The organism is Azospira inquinata (genome assembly GCF_018905915.1).
GTDB classification, from domain to species: domain Bacteria; phylum Pseudomonadota; class Gammaproteobacteria; order Burkholderiales; family Rhodocyclaceae; genus Azospira; species Azospira inquinata.
In genome coordinates this window covers 2,785,888-2,806,400 of the sequence record NZ_CP064782.1, presented here as the reverse complement: position 1 = coordinate 2,806,400, position 20,513 = coordinate 2,785,888, and the positions used below count along the sequence as shown (strand labels likewise).

Sequence of the window (20,513 nt, the reverse complement as noted above, 5' to 3'; positions counted from 1 at the left end):
CCTTCAGGATGGGTCCGGGCAAGCCAGATATTTAAGGTGACTGCCACAGCCCCGGCGGCAATCCGTGGCCCCGAAACCGGGCCAGGGCACGGTCCCGGAAGTGGCTTGATTGACGGCGCATTCGGGAGCGGTAAAACAGCGGGTGGCCACCACGGCCACCCCGGGCTGGCCCAGGAGATAATCCACATGCCAATGCAGGCGCTTTTCCCGGGCCAGATGGCGGGCCAAACGGGCCGCCAAGTTGCGCCGGGCCGACCCGGTGTAGCAATAGTCCCCAGGGGCCAAGGAGCGTAGCCCTAAAGCCCCGGCGGCAAAGCTTAGGGGCTGGGATACCCGAATCCACAGTTGATAGGTCACGGACCCGGGACCGGGTTCCGGGCTGGCCCCCGCCTCCTGCCAGAAAGCCGCCTCCCCCAGGGTGCGCCAGGCGACCGGCCAATCAGAAAAAGGAGGCGGACGGTGACCCGGTAGCCCGGCAGGCACCGGGTCTGCTGCCGTGGGGGCTTCCCGCCCGCCCCGGCCCCCGGCAGATGTTCCGGCGGGAATGGGGAGGGCCTTGCCAGAGACCTCCCGAACCGGGAGCCCCCTATCCTCGCCAGTCTTCCCCGGCCCCATGGTTTAAACCACCGCCCCATCCCCCACATAGGGGTTGTAGCGCCGTTCCTCCCCGAGGGTAGACATTGGGCCGTGACCAGGGATGAAGCGCACTTCATCCCCCAGGGGAAAGAGACGATCCCGAATCGAGTGGATCAGGGTATTCAGGTCACCCCGGGGAAAATCCGTGCGCCCGATGGAACCGGCAAACAGCACGTCCCCCACCAGGGCCAGGGCGGAAGGCCGGTGGAAAAACACCACATGGCCCGGAGTGTGGCCCGGGCAGTGGAGCACCTCCAGGGTCAGGGGCCCCACCTGGACCTGATCCCCCTGGGCCAACCAGCGGTCCGGGGTGAAGCTGCGTACCGGGGGAAAGCCAAAGCGCTCCGCCTGCAAGGGCATGCCTTCCAGCCAGAAACGATCTTCCTCCTGGGGCCCTTCCACGGGCACCTGGAGGGCTTCCGCCAGATCCGCCACGCCCCCCGCATGGTCGATATGGCCGTGGGTGACGAGGATTTTTTCAATGTGCAGGCCTTCCTCCTGGATGGCCGCCAGAATACGGGGCACATCGCCCCCCGGGTCCACCACCGCCCCGATGCCGCTCTCTTCATCCCACAGCAGGGTGCAGTTCTGTTCAAAGGGGGTGACGGGCAGGATGCGTATCTGCATGGTTGGTAATCCATCGGGTCGGCCAGAGCCGCCCCGTTAACTAGGGGTGAGAGAAAGGGCCCCAGTGTAACCCGGAGCCCCCCGGCCCAGTGGCAGGAAGCTTCAGGCCGTGCTGCGCTGCCCGCCCTGGCGTCCCGCCACCACCTCCTGCTGCAACGCGCGCAGGGCGGTGACCAGGGCCTGGGCCCCCTCATCCAGACACGCCAGGGAGGCATGGAAGGCAGCGCCGTCGCCCGCTTGCCGCAGGGCAAAGCAGCGCTCCGCCTGGTCGTGGATAAGGCGATGGCACTCATCCAGGGCGGGAAAGCCGGGCAGGCTCTGGTAATGGCTGCGGCCGTGGCTGCGCAGCCATTGGCCGAAGCGACAATTCTGGTTGCCCACCGGGGGACGGGGAAGGGGACTCTGCAAATCCTCCAGGGTTTGCAACAGCCAGCGCCGGTGATCCACCTCGGCGGCGATGAGGGGGAAGTCCTCCCGCAGCCACTGCTGGGCCGCCACCGTTTCCCAAGCCGGGTCCGGCTCGTAGCTTTGCAGCCAGGCGGGCACCTCCCCCCCGGGCATGGGCCGGGCAATGGCATAGCCCTGGGCGAAAACGCAGCCTAAGCGCAGCAGCATGGCCCCGTGCTCCGGGGTTTCCACCCCTTCCGCCACCACCTTGCGGCGGAAGGCGGTGGTCAGGCCCACCACCCCTTCCACAATGGCCAGGGCCTCCGGGTCGCTGAGCATGTCCCGCACAAAGGTCTGGTCGATTTTCAAGGTCTGGGCTGGCAGGGCCTTGAAATAAGAAAGGGAGGAATAGCCGGTACCGAAATCGTCCAGGGCAAAACTCACCCCCAGCTCCTGGCAGGCCCGGATGACTTCATTAACCTGGGAAAGGTCGTCCAGGGCTGCGGTTTCCAGGATTTCCAGTTCCAGCAGGGCGGGGGAAATGTCCGGATAGTCGGCCAGGGCCTGTTGCAGGCGGGAGAAGAAATCCCCCCGTTGCAAATCCCGGGCCGCCACATTGACGCTCACCGGATAATCCCAGCCCAGGGCAGCCCATTCCCGCAGCTGGGCTAAGGCCTGGCGCAGCACCCAGTCACCAATCTCCACGATCAGATCCGTGTGTTCCAGGGCCGGGAGAAAATCCCCGGGCATGACCAGGCCCCGCTCCGGGTGATGCCAGCGGATCAGGGCTTCATAACCCACCACCAGGCCGGAGCAGAGATTGACCTGGGGCTGGTAGTAGAGGACGAATTCGTTCCGCTCCAGGGCCCGCCGGGCTTCGGCCATGGCCTGGCGCAGGGCCCGGGCCCGGGCGTCCTGTTCCGTATCAAAGAGCTGGTAGCGGTTGCGGCCCCGCTGCTTGGCCTGGTACATGGCCTGGTCCGCATGGCGGATCAGGGTATCCGCATCCCCCTCGTCCCGGGGAAAAAGGGTCACCCCCATGCTGGCGGAAATGGTCAGGGGCCGTTCCCCCACCTGGAAGGGACGGGAGAGAAAATCCAGAATGCGCTGCAACAGATGCTCCAGCTCGGCCAGGGAGGAGAGGTCGTTGAGCAGGAGAATGAATTCGTCCCCCCCCAGGCGGGCCGCCGTGTCCCCGGCCCGCAGGGAGCGTTGCAGGCGCTCCGCCACATCCACCAGGAGCCGGTCCCCCACCGGGTGGCCCCAGGTGTCGTTAATGGCCTTGAAGCCGTCCAGATCCAGGTAGCACACGGCCAGCAGGGTATCCCGCCGGCTGGCCTGGGCCAGGGCCAGATGCAGCCGGTCCCCCATCAGGGTCCGATTGGGCAAGCCGGTGAGGGGATCAAAGTGGGCCAAGCGCTCCAGCTGCTGCTCGTTCATCTTTTTCTGGGTAATGTCGGAAAACACCCCCACATAATGGGTCAGTACCCCGGCCTCGTTATGCACGGCGCTGATGCACATGAGCACCACGGTGAGGGAGCCGGATTTGCAGCGGTTCCACACCTCCCCCTGCCAGAAGCCCTGGCGGCCAACGGTGGCAAACAGTTCCCGGAAAAAGCGGGCCTCATGGTGCCCGGAATTAAGCATGCTGGCTGGCTGACCCAGAGCCTCTTCCCGGCTGTAGCCGGTCTGCTCGGTGAAAGCCTGGTTAACGTCCAGAATGAGCCCCTTGGGGTCGGAAATGATGATGGCGTCGTGGCTATGGTGAAAGACGCTGGCCGCCAGCCGCCGGGCTTCCTCCGCCTGTTTGCGTTCGGAAATATCCTCCCGCATGGAGAGATGGTGGGTCACCCGGCCGCTGTCATCCTGCACCGGGAAGACCCGCAGTCGGGTCCAGACCGTGCGGCCATCCTGGCGCAGGCAGGGCACCTCCCCTTCCCATTCCTTGCCCCCATCCACCTGACGCCGCACATCTTCCGGAGCGAAGGGGAAATCCTTGCCGGACCAGAGCCGGTTGGGGGTAACCCGCAGCATGTCGGCAAAGCTGTAGCCGGTGAGTACCTCGAAGGCCCGGTTCACGTATTCCACTTCCCAGGCCGCCGTGGCCACCAGAATGGCCACCGGGCTTTGATCCACGGCCCGTTGCAGCTGGCGCAGCTTCTCCTCCTGGCGCTTGCGGGCCGTAATGTCCCGCCCTTCCGCCAGCACCTGGGTCACCAGCCCCTGGTCGTTATGCATGGGCTTGAGGTGAAAATCCACCGTGTGAAGCTGACCGTCCTTATCCTGATGGGTAGCTTCCAGGCTGCGGCTTTCCCCCTGAATGACGGCCTGGAAGGCCAGGCGCACCAGGGCCTGCTGCTCCTTAGAGTGGGACCACCAGGGGGTCTGCCAGAAGGGGGCCCCCACCACCGACTCCTGGGGCACCCCCAGCAGGGATAGGGCAGCTTCGTTGGCGCTTTCCAGGGTGCCGTCCAGGGCCAGGATGCCCATGTATTCGCTAGCCTGGTGGAAAACCGAATGGAGCTGGGCTTCCACCACCCGCAGGCGACCCCAGGCCGCCCGACCGTCCGCCAGGGTGCGCTCCAGGTATTCGCTTTCCAGCTGGGCTACCACATCCTGTTCCGACACCACTCCCTGGAAGCGTCCGGACCCATCCACCACCACCAGATGGCGCACCCGCTCCTGGTGCATCCGTTCCACCGCCTCATGGAGGGGCACATCCTGGGTGATGGTGGCCAGGGAACGGGTCATGACCTGGGACAGGGGCAACTGGAGGGAAACCTCCCCCTGGTGGTAGAGGCGCACCGCATCCCGCTCCGTGAGAATGCCCTGGGGCACCTGGTCGGACAGGGCGATGACGCAGGAGGCATGCTGCTTCTCCATGGCGTTCAGGGCCTGTTGCAGGGAATCGGAAAAGGCCAGCACCGGCACCCGATCCTGCATCACCGCCCGCACGTTGTCCCGCAGGCGGCGGAAAAAATCCAGGCCCAGACTGAAACGGAAATCGCTGTTGGAGACAATGCCCACGGCCTGCCCGGCCTGATCGGTCACCAGCAGGTGGCGTACCCCCCGCTCCACCAGGACGTGGTAGGCCTCATGGAGGGGGGTGTCCTGGTCCAGGGAAACCACCGGACTGCTCATGACCTGACGCACCGGGGTGTCCGGCGCCACGGCTCCCCCCAGGGCCCGGAGAATGTCCCGCTCCGTAATAATCCCCGCCGCCCGGCCCTGGGCCATAACCACCAGGGAACTGATGCGGGCCGAGGCCATTACTTCCACGGCCTGGGCCAGGGTTGCCCCCAGACCGACCTCCACAATGTTCCAGGTCATCAAGTCAGAAAGTAGGCGCTCGGACATAAAAAATGGCGATTCGTGGGTAGTGGGCGTAAAGCGTGAATTTTAATCAGCGGGGCCATTTTCGCCCATAGCGGGGGTGAAACAGGGGACAAAATGCCTAAATTTGCAAAAAGATCACTAATTTTCCTGATAAATCAGTGAGATTTTTTTCATGCCAAGGAAATTTCCCCCTTTTCCTGGCCCCAACTAACGCCTGGCTCTCCGAAAAAAAACAAAAAAATATTTCCCTTTGGCCCCATTCCCCAGCCCGGGAGATAATGGAAAGCTCATTTTTTGCCGTTCTTTTGGAGTCTTTGCCTTGAAAACCTTCAATCCGGAACAATTGGATGCTTTAACCCACCAGGCCATGCTTTCCCCCCGCCTGCGGGCCAACCTGAACGTGCACGATGCCTTGGACGACCCCATTCAGCGCCTAGCCATTGCCATGGAGCCGGGGACCTACGTGCGCCCCCACCGGCACCCCCATACCTGGGAATTGCTCCTGCCCCTGCGGGGACGCTTTCTGGTGCTCCATTTCGACGCCCAGGGTACGGTGCAGCGCCGCACCGTGCTGGGGACGGACTGCGCCCTGGTGGAAAACGAAGCAGGGGCCTGGCATGCAGTCATTGCCCTGGACCCGGGCTGCATTATTTTCGAGGTCAAGCACGGGCCCTACCGCCCCCTCACGGAAGCGGACTACGCTTCCTGGTCCCCAGCAGCAGAAGCCGCTCCGGAAGCCCGGGCCGCCATTCAGGCCTGGTACGGCCAGGCGACCCTGGGGGACCGCTATCCGGGGGCTTAAGCCAGCTTGCCGCCCCCTTGCCCGGGCCTAACACCCGGGCACAAAAAAAGCGGCGTTTGGGGAAAACGCCGCCTCATCCCGGGGGAAGGCTTTCCCCCGTTTTTTCGTCCGGTGACGGTTACAGCATGTCGCCGTAAAAGTCTTCCAGATGCTCCATGTGCTGGTGCATGGTGGCTTCCCCGTGCTTGCTGGTCAGCCCTTCTTCCACGCCGCCCACGGTCGCGCAATCCACCTTGACCCGCACGCTGACCGGCTTGAGCACCCCGGATTTGGCCAGGGAAGCCACATTGCCCCCCACCAGGAAGCCTAGCTCCCCGCCTTGGCCATAGAGAATCCGATACTCCACATCTTCCACCAGGGCCGAACCGGTGGCCCGCTGGGCGAGCAAATCCCGCACCTGGGGCGCGGACTGGGCAAACAAATCCGCCAGTTCCACCTCCACCACCGTGGAAATGCGATGGTTGTCATCGACCGGCAAGACCCTGCCGTTGGGAAAACGAAACGCTTGCATGGTAAAACTCCTTAGTTTTGACGCAAACCCAACGTCTCCACCCTACACCCGGCCATCCGGCGCCGGGTCCCGCCAAAGCGGGCGACGGTTACATGGACCGTCTTTTGTCATGCCTTAAATCCAAGCAACAAAAGGCAATTAAGGCTGCAAACTGAAGCACTAAGACCATACGCCACAGTATTGTGGCGAGGATCAGTGTACTACAAGCCGGGCTGATTTTGTGCAACGCACCATTCACCTTTTATCTACCCGACCGGGGAAATTCGGGGAACACCTTACCGGGAGCCAAGCTCCGCCATTTTGATCTGTCGCAAGAGAATTTCATCTAGCCAAAGTCATACCCAATTCCCCTCAAAACGCCCCTTCCGGCCATAAAAAAACCCTGCCGCAGCAGGGTTTTTCGGGCCTCGGTGGAAGAAGCTCACCGATTGGCGTTGTCCAGAGCGGACTTGTTGATCACCACCTTGTAGCGGCTGCGCAGGGCGGACAGGTAGGCACCGAAGTCTTCCTGGGAAGAAAGATTGGCGTATTCCTGATGCAGCTGCTGGCGCTTGGTTTCGTCCAGCTTTTCCGGCTGAGAAACCTTTTCGATGCGATAGATCACGTAGCCCACCCCGTTGGGGAAAGTGGCGCCAGCGTAGGCGGGCAACTTGGCCACCTTGGCCTTGAAAATGGCCTGGAGCGCCGGGGGCGGCACCATTTGGCTGCCGTTCAGGCGGGAAATGGCCCGGGCTGGCGTCCAGGTGCCGGACTTGGCCCCTTCCCCCTTTTCCAGGGCCGCCAGCTGGGCTTCCCCAGCCTTTTTCGCCAGATCGGCCATTTGCTGGGCTTTCACCACTTGCAGCAGCTGGGGCTTGACGGACTCGAAGGTCTTCATGGAGGCGGGCTTGTATTCCACCACCCGGGCAGCCACCAGGGTATTGGGGGCCACTTCCACCGCATCCGTGTTGCGCTTGTTCTTTACCGCGTCGTCACCAAACAGGGCCCCCAGGAGCTTGCCATTGCCCAGTACCCCGTTGGCCGGGTTGGCCTGACGGGTGAGCCAGCCGCTTTGCTGCACGGTGAGCTTGAACTTGTCCGCTGCGGGCTTGAGGCTGTCTGCCTGTTCATAGACCGTGTTACTGAAGGCCTCAGCCATTTCGGCAAACTTGCGGGAAGCTTCCTGTTTCTTCAGTTCGTTTTCAATCTGGCCCTTCACCTCATCCAGGGACGCCACCTTGCCGGCCTTGATGCCGGTCAGCTTGATGATGTGGTAACCATAATCAGACTGAACTAGACCGGAAAGTTGGCCTTCTTTCATAGAAAATACAGCGTCTTCAAAGGGCTTAACCATGGAACCTTTAGCAAAGAAGCCCAGATCCCCCCCTTTGGCAGCAGAACCCGGGTCCTGGGACTCCCGTTTGGCAATATCGGCAAACTTGCCCGGGTTCTGCTGAACTTCCTTCAGCACTGCTTCCGCTTTAGCCTTAGCTTTGGCCTTATCCGCCGGAGAGGCTTTGGCGTCCGCTGTTATAACAATATGGCTGGCACGCCGTTCTTCGGGCTGCTGGAAGCGATCCTTATGGCTGTCGTACCAGGACTTCACATCCTCAGGTTTGACGCTGATCTGGGGCAGCAGGGTATCCAGGGAAAGCTGAATGTATTCGGCCCGCAGTTCTTCCGGCACCTTGAAGGCCGCCTTGTGCTGGTCGTAGTACTTTTGCAGGTCCCCATCCGTGGGCTTTACCTTGTCAGCAAACTGGGCCGCCGGAATACGCAGCTCGGACACCAGCCGCTCTTCCGACTGGATGCGCAGTAGGGCATCCACCACGGACGACGAAACCATGCCCGTATCGCTGATGGCGCTGGCCAGCTGCTGCAAAGTGATGTCCTGGCGCATCTGGGCTTCAAACCCGGCCTGGGTCAGGCCCTGGGCCTTCAAGGCCGCCTCGTAGCGGGCCATGGAAAACTGGCCGTTTTCTTGCAGCGCCGGAATCTTGGCGATGATATCCCGCAGCATGTTATCGCTGGCGGAGAGGCGGTTCTTGCCCGCTTCCTGCAACAGGATGCTCCGGTCAATGAGGGAATTGAGCACCGCCTGTTTGGCTTCCGGACTATCCATCATGGCGGGGTCAAAACTGGCCCCCATCATCTGGCGCAGCCGCTGCTGCTGATCCCGCCAAGCTTCCTGATACTGCTGCTGGGTGATTTTCACACTGCCCACCTTGGCGATGTCGTTCCCCGCCCCGGTGTTGTGCACATAGGAATCCACCCCCCAAAAAGCAAAGGGCAGGGTAATCAGGACCAGGAATCCCTGGACGATTCTTTTGTTGTTACGAACGGCATCAAACATGATGATTTATTCTGGAAGAGGGAAACGGGTTCGGGCGTAGTGATCGGGAAACCGGCCCCGAAAAAACCGGGCAAAGCCGAGCCGGAGGGGAAATGCAGGAGGAATCCCAGCAAATTTTCCCCGGGCGGTCCGGTAAAACTGGAAAATTCTCGGGGTTTCCCCCATGGGTGTCAAGGAATGAGGGGTACAAACTTCCCGGAGGAAACAATTGGGACGGGTATGGCTAGGCAGAAATGCAAAAAGGGGCTTGGATCGCTCCAAGCCCCTTTTTAACCCACGTGTCTTGGTGGGTGCTGAGGGGTTCGAACCCCCGACATTCGCCTTGTAAGGGCGACGCTCTACCAACTGAGCTAAGCACCCGGCATCGGAGGGTCTTACCCAGCTCCGAAAGAGTCGGCTAGTTTACCGCATCCTTCAGCGCTTTACCAGCCCGGAACTTAGGCACCTTGGCAGATTTAATCTTGATGGAAGCGCCGGTACGGGGATTACGCCCGGTACGGGCCGCCCGTTTCCCCACATAGAAAGTACCAAAGCCCACCAGGGTCACCAGCCCCCCTTTTTTCAGAGTTCCCTTCACCGCCGTGATAGTGGCATCCAGCGCACGCCCGGCCGCAGCTTTGGAAATATCGGCAGATTTGGCAATCTGATCGATCAGTTCTGATTTATTCACGTAAGCCCCCTTACATTAAGTAGATACAGGAAATCCTGTACGCACTTTTATAGCAAGCGGTTTTTTACGGTGTCAAGCGGTTTTTCAAGGGCTTACGGAACATCAGGCAAAGCCTGAGGGGATGCCGGCGGTTTAGTGCCGGCATCCCCAGTCCCATCAATGGGTGGTCAGGGACGATCCGGCATTTTCCTCCGCCACAGGAGCAACTGGGGTTGCTTCTGCTTTCACATCAGGCAGAGGTTCCGGAGCGCGTTCAAGGGCGCGGGCCAGCACCTGATCAATCCAGCGAACAGGTACTATTTCGATGCGATTTTTCACGCTATCGGGAATTTCCGCCAAATCCTTAACGTTTTCCTCTGGAATCAAGGCCGTGCGCAAGCCCCCCCGGACCGCAGCCAGGAGTTTTTCCTTCAAACCACCGATGGGCAGCACTTCGCCCCGCAGGGTGATTTCCCCGGTCATGGCCACGTCGCAACGCACTGGAATGCCGGTCAGTACGGAGACCAGGGCGGTGCTGATGGCGATACCGGCGGACGGTCCATCCTTGGGAATAGCCCCTTCCGGCAAGTGAATGTGGATGTCGTTCTTTTGATAGAAGTCGTCCTCAATCCCCAGGGCATGGGAGCGCTTACGCACCACGGACAGGGCCGCCTGGATGGATTCCTGCATCACCTCACCCAGCTGACCGGTGGTAATGGTCTTGCCCTTGCCGGGCAACGCCACGGTTTCGATGGTGAGCAATTCGCCGCCCACCTCGGTCCAGGCCAGACCGGTCACCTGGCCGACCTGGTTTTCTTTCTCCGCCATGCCGTAGGTAAAGCGCCGCACCCCCAGATATTTGTCCAGGTTGCGGGAAGAAACCGCCACCTTGGTGGTAGTTTTCTTCAGCAGCAGGGTCTTCACCACCTTCCGGCAGATCTTGGAAATTTCCCGCTCCAGGCTCCGCACCCCGGCTTCCCGGGTGTAGTAGCGCACGATGTCCCGCAGGGCACTTTCCGCCACCGCCAGCTCGGTCTTCTTCAGACCGTTGTTTTTCATCTGCTTGGGGAGCAGATAACGCTGGGCGATATTGACCTTTTCATCCTCCGTGTAGCCGGAAAGACGGATCAATTCCATCCGATCCAGCAGGGGAGCGGGGATATTCAGGGTATTGGCCGTAGCAACGAACATGACCTCGGACAGGTCAAATTCCACTTCCACATAGTGGTCCACAAAGGTGGAATTCTGTTCCGGGTCCAGCACTTCCAGCAGGGCAGAAGAAGGATCGCCCCGGAAGTCCTGGCCCATCTTGTCCACTTCATCCAGGAGGAACAGGGGATTCTTCACCCCCACCTTGGTCATGTTCTGGAGAATCTTGCCGGGCATGGAACCGATATAGGTGCGCCGGTGCCCCCGCACCTCAGCCTCGTCCCGCACCCCGCCCAGGCTCATGCGCACGAACTTGCGGTTGGTGGCCTTGGCAATGGACTGGCCCAGGGAGGTCTTGCCCACCCCGGGAGGCCCCACCAGGCAGAGGATGGGAGCCTTCAGCTTATCCACCCGCTGTTGCACGGCCAGATATTCGATAATCCGTTCCTTAACCTTTTCCAGGCCCCAGTGGTCCTTATCCAGGGTCTTTTCTGCTTCCGCCAGGTCCTTGGAAACCCGGGTTTTCTTTTTCCAGGGCAGGCCCAGCACGGTTTCGATGTAGTTGCGCACCACCGTGGCTTCCGCCGACATGGGGGACATGAGCTTGAGCTTTTTCAGCTCGGACTGGACCTTGGCCGCGGCTTCCTTGGTCAGGCCGGCGGACTTGATCTTGGCTTCCATTTCCTCCAGATCCGCCCACTCCTCCCCTTCCCCCAGCTCCTTCTGGATAGCCTTGACCTGTTCGTTCAGGTAGTACTCCCGCTGGCTCTTTTCCATCTGCCGTTTAACCCGGCCACGGATACGCTTTTCCACCTGCAGGATGTCAATTTCCGCTTCCAGCTGGGTGAGCAGGCGCTCGATGCGGGATTTCACATCGAACATTTCCAGAATGTCCTGCTTCTGCTCCAACTTGAGGGGCAGATGGGCGGCAATGGTGTCTGCCAGCCGGCCCGCTTCTTCGATACCGGCGATGGAGGTCAGGATTTCCGGGGGGATTTTCTTGTTCAGTTTGACGTACTGGTCAAACTGGGTAATGACCGCCCGGCGCATGGCCTCCACCTCGTGGTTGGGCGCATCTTCCCCGGCCACCGGGGTGGCGGTGGCAAAAAACTGCTCAGGTTGGTTATCCACCCCATCCAGATGGGCCCGCTGGGTGCCTTCCACCAGCACCTTCACGGTACCGTCGGGCAGCTTGAGCATTTGCAGGATATTGGCGATGCAGCCAATGTCGTACAAATCCTCGGGCAAGGGATCATCCTTGGCGGCCGACTTCTGGGCCACCAGCAGAATGCTCTTGCCGCTTTCCATGGCGGTTTCCAGAGCTTTGATGGATTTTGGACGCCCCACGAACAGGGGAATAACCATGTGGGGGAAGACCACCACGTCGCGCAGAGGCAACAGGGGCAATTCCACCGGCTGGGACGGCAAAAGGGTAATAGGGGACATGGCGAAGCCTTCAGGAGTGCAGTGCCCCGTAAATGGGGACGCAGGAGGATTCTTCAAGCCCGGGCCGTAAAACGGCCCGGGAATGCAGATCAGTTGGAGCCAGAAACCTTGGGTTGATCAGCGTAGATCAGAATCGGCTTGGCATCACCGGCAATGGTGTTTTCGTCGATCACTACCTTGGAGACATTTTCCATCCCAGGCAGTTCATACATGGTGTCCAGAAGCACCCCTTCCAGGATAGAACGCAGGCCCCGGGCCCCCGTCTTCCGTTCCAGGGCCTTCTTGGCAATGGCGGAAAGGGCGGCAGGCCGGACTTCCAGTTCCACTCCTTCCATGGCGAAGAGCTTTTGGTACTGCTTGATCAGGGCGTTCTTGGGCTCGATCAGGATTTGCACCAGGGCCGCTTCCGACAGCTCTTCCAGGGTCGCCACCACGGGCAGACGACCGACGAATTCGGGAATGAGGCCGAATTTGATCAAATCTTCCGGCTCCACCCCCCGCAGCACCAGTCCCACGTCCTTCTTGTCGTCCTGGCTCTTCACCTGGGCGCCAAAACCGATACCACCCTTTTGGGAACGGTTGCGGATGACCTTTTCCAGACCGTCGAAGGCACCGCCGCAGACGAACAGGATATTGGTGGTATCCACCTGGACGAAGTCCTGGTTGGGATGCTTGCGCCCGCCCTGGGGCGGTACGGAGGCCACCGTCCCCTCAATGAGCTTGAGCAGGGCCTGCTGCACCCCTTCCCCGGACACATCCCGGGTAATGGACGGGTTGTCGGACTTGCGAGAAATTTTGTCGATTTCGTCGATGTAGACAATGCCCTGCTGGGCCTTTTCCACATCGTAATCGCACTTTTGCAACAGCTTCTGAATGATGTTTTCCACATCCTCCCCCACATAACCGGCTTCGGTGAGGGTGGTGGCATCGGCCATGACAAAAGGTACGTTAAGCAGACGGGCCATGGTCTGGGCCAGCAGGGTCTTGCCCGAGCCGGTGGGACCGATGAGCAGAATGTTGCTCTTGGCCAGCTCCACATCATCACTCTTGCCGTGATGGCGCAGACGCTTGTAATGGTTGTACACCGCCACGGAAAGAATTTTCTTCGCCGGTTCCTGACCGATCACGTACTGGTCCAGGATGGCGCAAATTTCCTTGGGGGTGGGCAGGTCTTCCTTGGTGCCTTTCAGGCCACCCTCACCCGCAGCGATTTCGTCGCGGATGATGTCATTGCACAGCTCAATGCATTCGTCGCAGATGAACACGGAAGGACCGGCAATCAGCTTTTTCACCTCATGCTGGCTCTTGCCGCAAAACGAGCAATAGAGCAGTTTTTCGCTACTTCCGGATTTCTTCTCCGTCATCTCGGGGGCACTCCGCTTATTTGGCCTCCGCCACGTCCTGGCGGCTGGACAGCACTTTGTCGATCAGGCCATATTCTGCCGCCTCATCGGCGGAAAGAAAATTATCCCGGTCCGTATCCTTTTCGATGTTTTCCACGGATTGGCCGGAATGCAAAGCCATCAACTTGTTCAACTTAGCCCGCAGGGAGAGGATTTCCTTGGCGTGGATTTCAATGTCCGACGCCTGCCCCTGGAATCCGCCCAGAGGCTGGTGAATCATGATGCGGGAGTTGGGCAGGGCAAACCGCTTGCCCTTGGCCCCCGCATTCAGCAAAAACGCCCCCATGGACGCCGCCTGCCCAAGACACAGGGTGGAGACGTCTGGCTTGATGAACTGCATGGTGTCGTAGATGGACATACCCGCAGTCACCACGCCCCCGGGGGAGTTGATGTAGAGATAAATATCCTTGTCCGGATTTTCCGCTTCCAGGAACAGGAGCTGGGCCACCACCAGATTGGCCGTCTCGTCGGTCACCGGACCGACGAGAAAAACCACCCGCTCCTTGAGCAGACGTGAATAGATGTCGTAGGCGCGTTCGCCGCGACCACTTTGTTCGACCACCATGGGAACCAGCCCCAGGCCTTGGGGCGCCCATTGGCTTCCGTTTTCAATCTTCATGCCTGCTCCCTCTGTTGGAAAAGGAAAAGGTTGGGACAATGACTTTTATCTTTTAGGCCCGACGGCTCATCAGTTCGTCGAAGTCGGCGGTCTTATCCGTCACCTTCGCCTTGCCGAGCACCCAATCCACCACATTATTTTCCACCACCACGGCTTCCACTTCGGCCAGGCGTTGGGGTTGAGCGTAGTACCAGCGGGACACTTCTTCAGGATTCTCGTAGGATTGGGCGGCTTCGTCTACCAGGACCTTGATCTGTTCCTTGGTGGCGTAGAGATTTTCGCTCTTCACCAGTTCGGACAGAACCAGACCCAGGGTCACGCGGCGCTTGGCCTGTTCGGTGAACCATTCGGGCTTCACCGGCAGATCCTGGCCCTTGAAGCCCCGGGCTTCCATATCGGCCTTGGCAGCTTGCATCAGCCGTTCCACTTCGGCGCTGACCAAAGCGTTGGGCACTTCCACCGGATTAACCTTGAGCAGGGCTTCCATGACCTGGTCCTTGGTCTTGGCTTGCAGGCGCTTCTTCACTTCCCGGCTCAGGTTGGTTTCGATTTCGGCCCGCATCTTGGCCACGTCACCGTCCCCAATGCCCATCAGCTTGGCGAATTCCTCATTGACTTCGGGCAGCACCGGGGCTTGCACTTCCTTGACGGTGATTTCAAATTGCACCGCTTGGCCGGCCAGATCCTTGGAGAAGTAATCGGCGGGGAAAGTCATGTCGAAGGTCTTGGCTTCGCCAGCCTTCAAGCCTTCCACATTGGTTTCGAAATCAGCCAGCATCATGCCTTCGCCCAGGACGAAGGGGTAATCGTTGGCTTGTCCGCCTTGGAAAGCTTCCCCGTCCTTCTTACCCAGGAAGTCGATCACCACCCGGTCGCCCTTGGCGGCAGCCCGGTCGGCCTTTTCAAACTTCACCCGTTGCTTGCGCAGAATATCCAGGGTCTTGTCCACTTCGGCGGCACCCACGGTATAGGTGGGCCGTTCGATTTCGGAGACGGACACGTCACCCAGGGTGATTTCCGGGTAAACCTCGAACACGGCGGAGAACTCCATGTGGGTTTCGCTGGAAGCCTGCTTGGGTTCGATGCTGGGATAACCGGCCACCCGTAGCTTTTGCGCCGTCACGGCTTCGCCAAAGGCCTTGTCCAGAGCTTCGGCCAGGGCTTCATGCCGGGCTTCAGCGCCGTATTGTTGCTTGAGGATGTTGAAGGGCACCTTGCCGGGACGGAAGCCAGGCATTTTGACCTTCTTGGACATGCGCTTTAAGCGCACGTCAGTTTCTTTATCCAGATCGGCGATGGCGACGGACAAATCCAGGCGGCGTTCCAGCGCGCTGGAAGCTTGCGTATTTTCTTGCATGCGTTTTCCTTAGTGACGACTGCGGCTGGATGCCGCTACCCGATGGTGGTGCGAAAGGGGGGACTCGAACCCCCACGCCTTGCGGCGCTGGAACCTAAATCCAGTGCGTCTACCAATTCCGCCACTTTCGCTGAAACGGCGCATTTTACCCGAGAAGCCCCTATACTGTAAGCCTCCGGATGCCCTCTCCCGGCCAGCCCCTGGCAGGGTTCCCGGCCCGGGGGGAGGCATCCCCCGCCCCACCCTGATTTCATGACAAGCGCCTGGACCGTTATCCGGAAGCGGTTTCCAACAGAAGGCGCCAGCTTTTTCCGGCCCCCATGCCCGTCGATCATTACGAAAATTTCCCCGTCGCCTCCCTGCTGCTGCCCCCCCATCTGCGTAAGCCGGTGGAAATCCTCTACCGCTTCGCCCGTAGCGCGGACGATCTGGCGGATGAAGGAGATCAAGCTCCGGAAGCCCGTCTGGCGGCCCTGGCCGCCTACGGGGCGGAACTGGACCTGATCGAAGCCGGAAAAACGCCCCAGACTCCCCTGTTCCAAGCCCTGGCCCCCATCATCGCCGTCCATGCCCTACCCCTGGCCCTTTTCCGGGATTTACTCTCCGCCTTCGCCCAGGACGTGACGGTGAAGTGCTACTCCACCTACAGCGACCTGCTGGATTACTGCCGCCGCTCCGCCAACCCGGTGGGCCGCCTCCTGCTCCACCTGTTCGGTCGAGCCACCCCGGCCAATCTGGCGGACAGCGATAAAATCTGCACCGCCCTCCAACTCATCAATTTTTGGCAGGATGTGGCAGTGGATTGGGAAAAAGGCCGGATTTATCTCCCCCAGGAAGACATGGAGCGCTACGCCGTGACCCCGGAGCACCTGGCCAAGGGGCTGACAGACCAAGCCTTCATCCAACTCATGGACTTTGAAGTCAGCCGGGCCCGGGAACTGATGGAGGCAGGCGCTGCCCTGTGCCGCCGCCTGCCGGGCCGCTTCGGCTGGGAAATCCGCTTCACGGTCCACGGCGGACTGCGGATTCTGAGTAAAATTCGCCGCGTTCAAGGCGATGTGTTCCACCACCGCCCCACCCTGGCCCTACCGGACTGGCTTCTCATTGCCCTCGCCGCCCTCCTGGGCTGGCGCCCTTACCGCCCATGACCCCTGATCAATACTGCCGCGACCGCACCGCCGCCAGCGGCTCCAGCTTCACCGCCAGTTTCCGCATTCTGCCCCGGGATAAACGCCGGGCCATGACCGCCCTCTACGCCTTCTGCCGGGAGGTGGACGATGTGGTGGACGACTGCCAGGACCCCCAGGTAGCCGCCGCCAAGCTCACCTGGTGGCGCCAGGAGCTGGAACGGCTCTATGCCGGGGAAGCCCAGCACCCGGTCGCCCAGGCCCTGCAAGCCCTGCTGCCCCGTTTTCCCCTCCCCAAGGAATTGCTGTTGGAAATTGTGGACGGCATGGACATGGACCTGCACCAGGCCCGCTACCCGGACTTCAAGGCCCTCCAGCTCTACTGCTACCGGGTAGCCAGCGTGGTGGGTCTGCTGGCGGCGGAAGTTTTCGGCTATAAAAATCGCCAGACTCGCCAGTACGCCCACGATCTGGGCCTGGCCTTCCAGCTCACCAACATTATCCGGGACGTGGGGGATGATGCCCGGCGGGGCCGTATCTACCTGCCCATGGAAGACCTACAGCGTTTTAACGTGCCCGCCGCGGACATTCTCCATTCCCGCCGTTCCGAAAATTTCGACCAACTCATGGCCTTCCAGATTGACCGGGCCCGGGGCTATTACGCCCAGGCCCTGGCCGCTCTGCCAGGGGAAGACCGGCGCAATCAACGCCCCGGCCTGATGATGGCGGCCATCTACCGGGAGTTGCTGGAGATGGTGGCGGAGGAGCCGGGCCTGGTGCTCACCCACCGCATTTCCCTGCCGCCTCCCCGCAAGCTGTGGCTGGCCCTCAAGGCCTGGCTCCAGGGCTAGGCCCGGGCTGGCCATGGAGGCAAACCCGATGTCCGCCCCTCCCAGCCTGGGGGCCGGGAAAAGCGTCGCCATTATCGGCGCCGGCTGGTCCGGTCTGGCCGCCGCCTTGGAATTAACCCAAGCCGGACAGAGGGTAAGCCTTTACGAGGCTGCCCCCCTGGCGGGCGGCCGGGCGCGCCGGGCAGACATCCGGGGATTGGCGCTGGACAACGGTTCCCACCTGATGCTGGGGGCCTACACGGCAACCCTGGAGCTGCTGGCCCGGGTGGGGGGCGACCGGCACCTGGAGCGCCGCCCCCTGGTCCTGGCCCAGCCCCCCCATTTCCGCCTCGCCCTGCCCCGCCTCCCCGCCCCTCTGCATCTGGCCTGGGGCCTGATGGCGGCCCGGGGCTTGGGTATTCGGGACAAGCTGGCCGCTGCCACCTTCATGGCTCACCTGCAACGCCAGGCTTACCGGCTGGAGCAGGATATGCCGGTCACCCAGTTGCTGGACCAGCAGCACCAGCCTCCCCACCTGCAAACCAGTTTCTGGCAGCCCCTTTGTCTGGCAGCCCTCAACACCCCGGCGGAACGAGCCTCGGCCCAGGTCTTCGCCCGGGTGCTGCAAGACAGCCTAGGGGGCGGCCGGGCCGCCACCGATCTAGTGCTAGCCACCCGCCATCTGGGGGCCCTGTTGCCGGACCCGGCCCTGGACTGGCTCCGCCAACGGGGTCAGGAAGTCCGCCTGGGCTGCCGCATCCAGGCCATTCATCCGGTCGCGGAAGGCTGGCAACTCCAGTTACCGGAGGGGCAAAGCCGACGCCATGACCGGGTGATTCTAGCGGTGGCGCCCCAACACGCGGCCCCGCTCCTGCCCCAGGCCGCCCCCACCACTTCCCCCGCCCAGACCAGGCTGCTCGCCAGCCTTCAAGGCCTCACCTATCAGCCCATCGCCACCTGTTATCTGGCCTATCCCCCGGATACCGCCCTGCCCTGGCCCCTACTGGCCCTGGCCGGCCCCCTGGGTCAATGGGTGTTTGATCGGGGCCTGACCGGTACCCCGGGCCTTCTGGCCTGTGTTCTCAGCGCCCACGGCCCTTGGGAAGCCTGCAACGCTTCGGCGCTGGCTACCGCCCTCCACGGGGAAATCCAGACAGCCCTGGGCCGTCCCCTGCCGCCCCCCCACTGGCACCAGCTGGTGCGGGAAGCCCGGGCCACCTTCAGCTGCACCCCCGGCCTGGAACGGCCTGGCACCGCCACGCCCTGGACCGGCTTTTTCCTCGCCGGAGACTATGTGGACAATGGCTACCCGGCCACCCTGGAAGGGGCGGTGCGCAACGGACTAGCCGCCGCCCGGGCGGCCCTGGGCTGAGTTTGGGGCGCGGGCGACCCAAGCATCTCAGGTTTCTCAGTAGCCTCAAGAGGTTCAGAGGGCCTGGGGGCTTTCCCCACCATCGGGGCGCTTGTGGTGCCGGTTTTTCCCCGAGGCTTTCTCCCCCTTGCCTCCCGCCCTGCCTATTTTTTAAGCAGACAAAAAACACCGCACAAAATCATACCGTTGCACCACTTATGCAAAGTTTTTCCACAGCTTTACTCCAGGGAAATGTGCATAAGGGCGGTTTATCCCCACCTCCGGTCCGGGCCCGACGTAAAAATGTACAAAATAGGCACCAATCCCTTGTCCACCGGGACGGAGAACGGGTAGGCTAAAGGTCATAATTAGTTTTGCCCCACAAGTCATCTTTGAATGACGGGGTTCTTACGCCACGACCGCCATGAGTTTTAGCTCCCTGTTTTCCCGTTTTTTGGGACAGTCTTCTGCACCCCAAATTTCTCCGCCGCCCCCTTCGGCGCCCCCAACCACGCCCGTCCCGGCGCCCCTGCCGGAGGCCCTGGTGCGCCGCCAGCAGGCCGAACAATGGCTTACCCGGGAAGAAATCCTGGATGGCAAAAACCGGCTGTGCGGTTACCTCTTCCGGAGCCAAGCCAGGACCACGGCAGGAGGGGAAGAGGTCTCAGGGGATCTGATCCAGACCCTGGTGGATGGGGGCATCCCCGGCTTCGCCCAGCGCCGCTTGGCCCTGGTGCCGGTCAGCCCCGCCCTCCTGGCCGATGAACGGCTGGCCCTTCTGGATGGCCCCCACACCCTCTATCTTCTGGATTTACGCCAGAGCGGCCGCCTACCGGAGGCGCTGCTGCAAAGCCTCACCCAGGCTAAGGAAGCCGGGCGCCGGGTGGCTCTAGCTGGCCTCAGTCTGGACCCGGAGCTGGCGCCCCTGCTGGATGCTGCCTTCGGCGCCCTGCTCAGCCTGGAGAATTACACCCTGTCCCAGTTCGAGCGCCTGGCCCGGGGACTGGGCCAGCGCCATCCCCACCTCACCCTGATCGCCAGTGGGGTCCCCTCCTGGCCGGAACGGCGGCTTTGCGGGGCCCTGGGCTTCACCTACTGCCTGGGCCCCTTCGCCACGGCCCCGGATGAGGAAGAAAAGGGGGAAAGGCTCAACGAATCCCGCCTGGTGCTCATCGAAATGCTCAACCAGCTGCGCCAGGAAGCGGATTTATCCGCCCTGGGGGAGGCGGCAAAGAAAGATCCGGGGGTGGCCCTCCATTTGCTGCGCCTGGCCAATTCCCCCGCCGCCGGGCTGGTTACCCCGGTAGCCAGCCTGGAGCAGGCCATCTTGGTCCTGGGCCGGGAACGGCTCTACCGCTGGCTCACCGTGGCCATGTTCCGCACCGGCCAGACCCGGGATCGGGATGAGGCCCTGCTGGAAATCGCCCTGACCCGGGCCCGTTTCATGGAAACTTTGGACGAAGGCCGCCGCCCCCGGCAGGAATGCGAGGAGCTGTTCCTGGTGGGCCTGCTCTCCCTCTTTGACGTGCTCCTCAACCAGCCCATGGACAAGGTGCTGGCCCGGCTCCATCTGGCGGAAGAAGTACGGTCCGTACTCCTCCGGAGCGAAGGCCCCTACGCCCCCTACCTGGCCCTGACCTTAGCCCTGGAACGGGGCCTCGGCCCCCAGGCCCGGAGCTGGGCGGAAAAATTGGGATTGGAGGGGGATCTGAATGCCCTGAACCAGGCGGCCCTGAGTTGGGCGGAAAGCGCCCTGCAACTGGGCTAAATCTAAGGCTCAGGCAGGAAGAAAAGACGGTAGCCCTGGGGAAGAAACTCCCAGGGGAAAAAGCCGGATTAGCAGAGGTGAGAGCCCTCTTACCAGCAACAGGAAACAGGATGATCCCCGGCCCCCACACAGCCAGAGTCTCAGGGGCGCAAAAACACCGGCCTAAAAGCCCCAGAAAAATGG

General features: G+C 61.7%; 15 protein-coding genes and 2 tRNA genes. 5 read left to right on the top strand and 12 right to left on the bottom strand.

All coding sequences use genetic code 11. The features are described from left to right. Nucleotides 1-3: 3 nt before the first annotated feature. From Azoinq_RS14975 to Azoinq_RS12750, 3 genes are all read right to left on the bottom strand, one after another. Nucleotides 4-357: a GIY-YIG nuclease family protein gene (locus Azoinq_RS14975; protein WP_232368488.1), complete on the bottom strand. Its 354-nt coding sequence runs from the start codon at nucleotides 355-357 to the stop codon at nucleotides 4-6. A gap of 261 nt (nucleotides 358-618) precedes the next feature. Further along, on the bottom strand, nucleotides 619-1,263 hold the full coding sequence (locus Azoinq_RS12755) for an MBL fold metallo-hydrolase (RefSeq protein ID WP_216128518.1): 645 nt from the start codon (nucleotides 1,261-1,263) through the stop codon (nucleotides 619-621). Nucleotides 1,264-1,365: 102 nt separating this feature from the next. Continuing rightward, nucleotides 1,366-5,007, bottom strand: a complete 3,642-nt coding sequence (locus Azoinq_RS12750) for an EAL domain-containing protein (protein ID WP_216128520.1) — start codon at nucleotides 5,005-5,007, stop codon at nucleotides 1,366-1,368. Nucleotides 5,008-5,305: 298 nt separating this feature from the next. Between Azoinq_RS12750 and Azoinq_RS12745 the strand changes: the two genes are divergently transcribed. Then, nucleotides 5,306-5,788: a WbuC family cupin fold metalloprotein gene (locus tag Azoinq_RS12745; protein ID WP_232368487.1), complete on the top strand. Its 483-nt coding sequence runs from the start codon at nucleotides 5,306-5,308 to the stop codon at nucleotides 5,786-5,788. Between the two features lie 118 nt (nucleotides 5,789-5,906). Here the strand turns inward: Azoinq_RS12745 and Azoinq_RS12740 are convergent, their stop codons facing one another. The 9 genes from Azoinq_RS12740 to Azoinq_RS12700 all read right to left on the bottom strand — a co-directional run bounded on the left by Azoinq_RS12740 (nucleotide 5,907) and on the right by Azoinq_RS12700 (nucleotide 15,385). After that, nucleotides 5,907-6,299 carry a hypothetical protein gene (locus Azoinq_RS12740; protein WP_216128522.1) on the bottom strand — a complete coding sequence of 131 codons (393 nt, stop codon included), beginning with the start codon at nucleotides 6,297-6,299 and terminating at the stop codon, nucleotides 5,907-5,909. A 421-nt stretch (nucleotides 6,300-6,720) separates the two neighbouring features. Continuing rightward, complete coding sequence (locus Azoinq_RS12735) at nucleotides 6,721-8,631, bottom strand: SurA N-terminal domain-containing protein (protein WP_216128524.1); 1,911 nt, start codon at nucleotides 8,629-8,631, stop codon at nucleotides 6,721-6,723. Between the two features lie 284 nt (nucleotides 8,632-8,915). Next, a tRNA-Val gene (locus tag Azoinq_RS12730) sits at nucleotides 8,916-8,991 on the bottom strand. 37 nt (nucleotides 8,992-9,028) lie between these two features. Further along, nucleotides 9,029-9,301, bottom strand: a complete 273-nt coding sequence (locus tag Azoinq_RS12725) for an HU family DNA-binding protein (protein WP_216128526.1) — start codon at nucleotides 9,299-9,301, stop codon at nucleotides 9,029-9,031. A 156-nt stretch (nucleotides 9,302-9,457) separates the two neighbouring features. After that, nucleotides 9,458-11,875: an endopeptidase La gene (lon, locus tag Azoinq_RS12720; RefSeq protein ID WP_216128528.1), complete on the bottom strand. Its 2,418-nt coding sequence runs from the start codon at nucleotides 11,873-11,875 to the stop codon at nucleotides 9,458-9,460. Between the two features lie 89 nt (nucleotides 11,876-11,964). Further along, nucleotides 11,965-13,239 (bottom strand): ATP-dependent Clp protease ATP-binding subunit ClpX, encoded by a 1,275-nt coding sequence (clpX, locus tag Azoinq_RS12715; protein WP_216128530.1) that lies wholly within the window; start codon nucleotides 13,237-13,239, stop codon nucleotides 11,965-11,967. Nucleotides 13,240-13,255: 16 nt separating this feature from the next. Further along, nucleotides 13,256-13,897 (bottom strand): ATP-dependent Clp endopeptidase proteolytic subunit ClpP, encoded by a 642-nt coding sequence (gene clpP, locus Azoinq_RS12710; RefSeq protein ID WP_216128531.1) that lies wholly within the window; start codon nucleotides 13,895-13,897, stop codon nucleotides 13,256-13,258. A gap of 52 nt (nucleotides 13,898-13,949) precedes the next feature. Then, nucleotides 13,950-15,254 carry a trigger factor gene (tig, locus tag Azoinq_RS12705; RefSeq protein WP_216128533.1) on the bottom strand — a complete coding sequence of 435 codons (1,305 nt, stop codon included), beginning with the start codon at nucleotides 15,252-15,254 and terminating at the stop codon, nucleotides 13,950-13,952. Between the two features lie 46 nt (nucleotides 15,255-15,300). Further along, nucleotides 15,301-15,385 (bottom strand) — tRNA-Leu (locus tag Azoinq_RS12700). 189 nt (nucleotides 15,386-15,574) lie between these two features. Here Azoinq_RS12700 and hpnC point away from each other — a divergent pair. The 4 genes from hpnC (at nucleotide 15,575) to Azoinq_RS12680 (ending at nucleotide 20,330) form a co-directional block, all read left to right on the top strand. Next, nucleotides 15,575-16,402, top strand: a complete 828-nt coding sequence (gene hpnC, locus Azoinq_RS12695; protein ID WP_216128535.1) for a squalene synthase HpnC — start codon at nucleotides 15,575-15,577, stop codon at nucleotides 16,400-16,402. Then, nucleotides 16,399-17,232, top strand: coding sequence for a presqualene diphosphate synthase HpnD (gene hpnD / locus Azoinq_RS12690; protein WP_216128537.1), 834 nt, complete (start codon nucleotides 16,399-16,401; stop codon nucleotides 17,230-17,232). The genes hpnC and hpnD overlap by 4 nt, the downstream gene beginning before the upstream one ends. A gap of 28 nt (nucleotides 17,233-17,260) precedes the next feature. Beyond that, nucleotides 17,261-18,583, top strand: coding sequence for a hydroxysqualene dehydroxylase HpnE (hpnE, locus tag Azoinq_RS12685; protein WP_216128539.1), 1,323 nt, complete (start codon nucleotides 17,261-17,263; stop codon nucleotides 18,581-18,583). Between the two features lie 403 nt (nucleotides 18,584-18,986). Next, nucleotides 18,987-20,330, top strand: coding sequence for an EAL and HDOD domain-containing protein (locus Azoinq_RS12680; RefSeq protein WP_216128541.1), 1,344 nt, complete (start codon nucleotides 18,987-18,989; stop codon nucleotides 20,328-20,330). Nucleotides 20,331-20,513 lie beyond the last annotated feature (183 nt).

Coding starts and splice junctions, on each gene's coding strand:
- Azoinq_RS12680 (WP_216128541.1), top strand. CDS start 18,987: ATGAGTTTTAGCTCCCTGTTTTCCCGTTTTTTGGGACAGTCTTCTGCA.
- Azoinq_RS12750 (WP_216128520.1), bottom strand. CDS start 5,007: ATGTCCGAGCGCCTACTTTCTGACTTGATGACCTGGAACATTGTGGAG.
- clpP (WP_216128531.1), bottom strand. CDS start 13,897: ATGAAGATTGAAAACGGAAGCCAATGGGCGCCCCAAGGCCTGGGGCTG.
- Azoinq_RS12740 (WP_216128522.1), bottom strand. CDS start 6,299: ATGCAAGCGTTTCGTTTTCCCAACGGCAGGGTCTTGCCGGTCGATGAC.
- clpX (WP_216128530.1), bottom strand. CDS start 13,239: ATGACGGAGAAGAAATCCGGAAGTAGCGAAAAACTGCTCTATTGCTCG.
- hpnC (WP_216128535.1), top strand. CDS start 15,575: ATGCCCGTCGATCATTACGAAAATTTCCCCGTCGCCTCCCTGCTGCTG.
- hpnD (WP_216128537.1), top strand. CDS start 16,399: ATGACCCCTGATCAATACTGCCGCGACCGCACCGCCGCCAGCGGCTCC.
- tig (WP_216128533.1), bottom strand. CDS start 15,254: ATGCAAGAAAATACGCAAGCTTCCAGCGCGCTGGAACGCCGCCTGGAT.
- lon (WP_216128528.1), bottom strand. CDS start 11,875: ATGTCCCCTATTACCCTTTTGCCGTCCCAGCCGGTGGAATTGCCCCTG.
- Azoinq_RS12735 (WP_216128524.1), bottom strand. CDS start 8,631: ATGTTTGATGCCGTTCGTAACAACAAAAGAATCGTCCAGGGATTCCTG.
- hpnE (WP_216128539.1), top strand. CDS start 17,261: ATGTCCGCCCCTCCCAGCCTGGGGGCCGGGAAAAGCGTCGCCATTATC.
- Azoinq_RS12755 (WP_216128518.1), bottom strand. CDS start 1,263: ATGCAGATACGCATCCTGCCCGTCACCCCCTTTGAACAGAACTGCACC.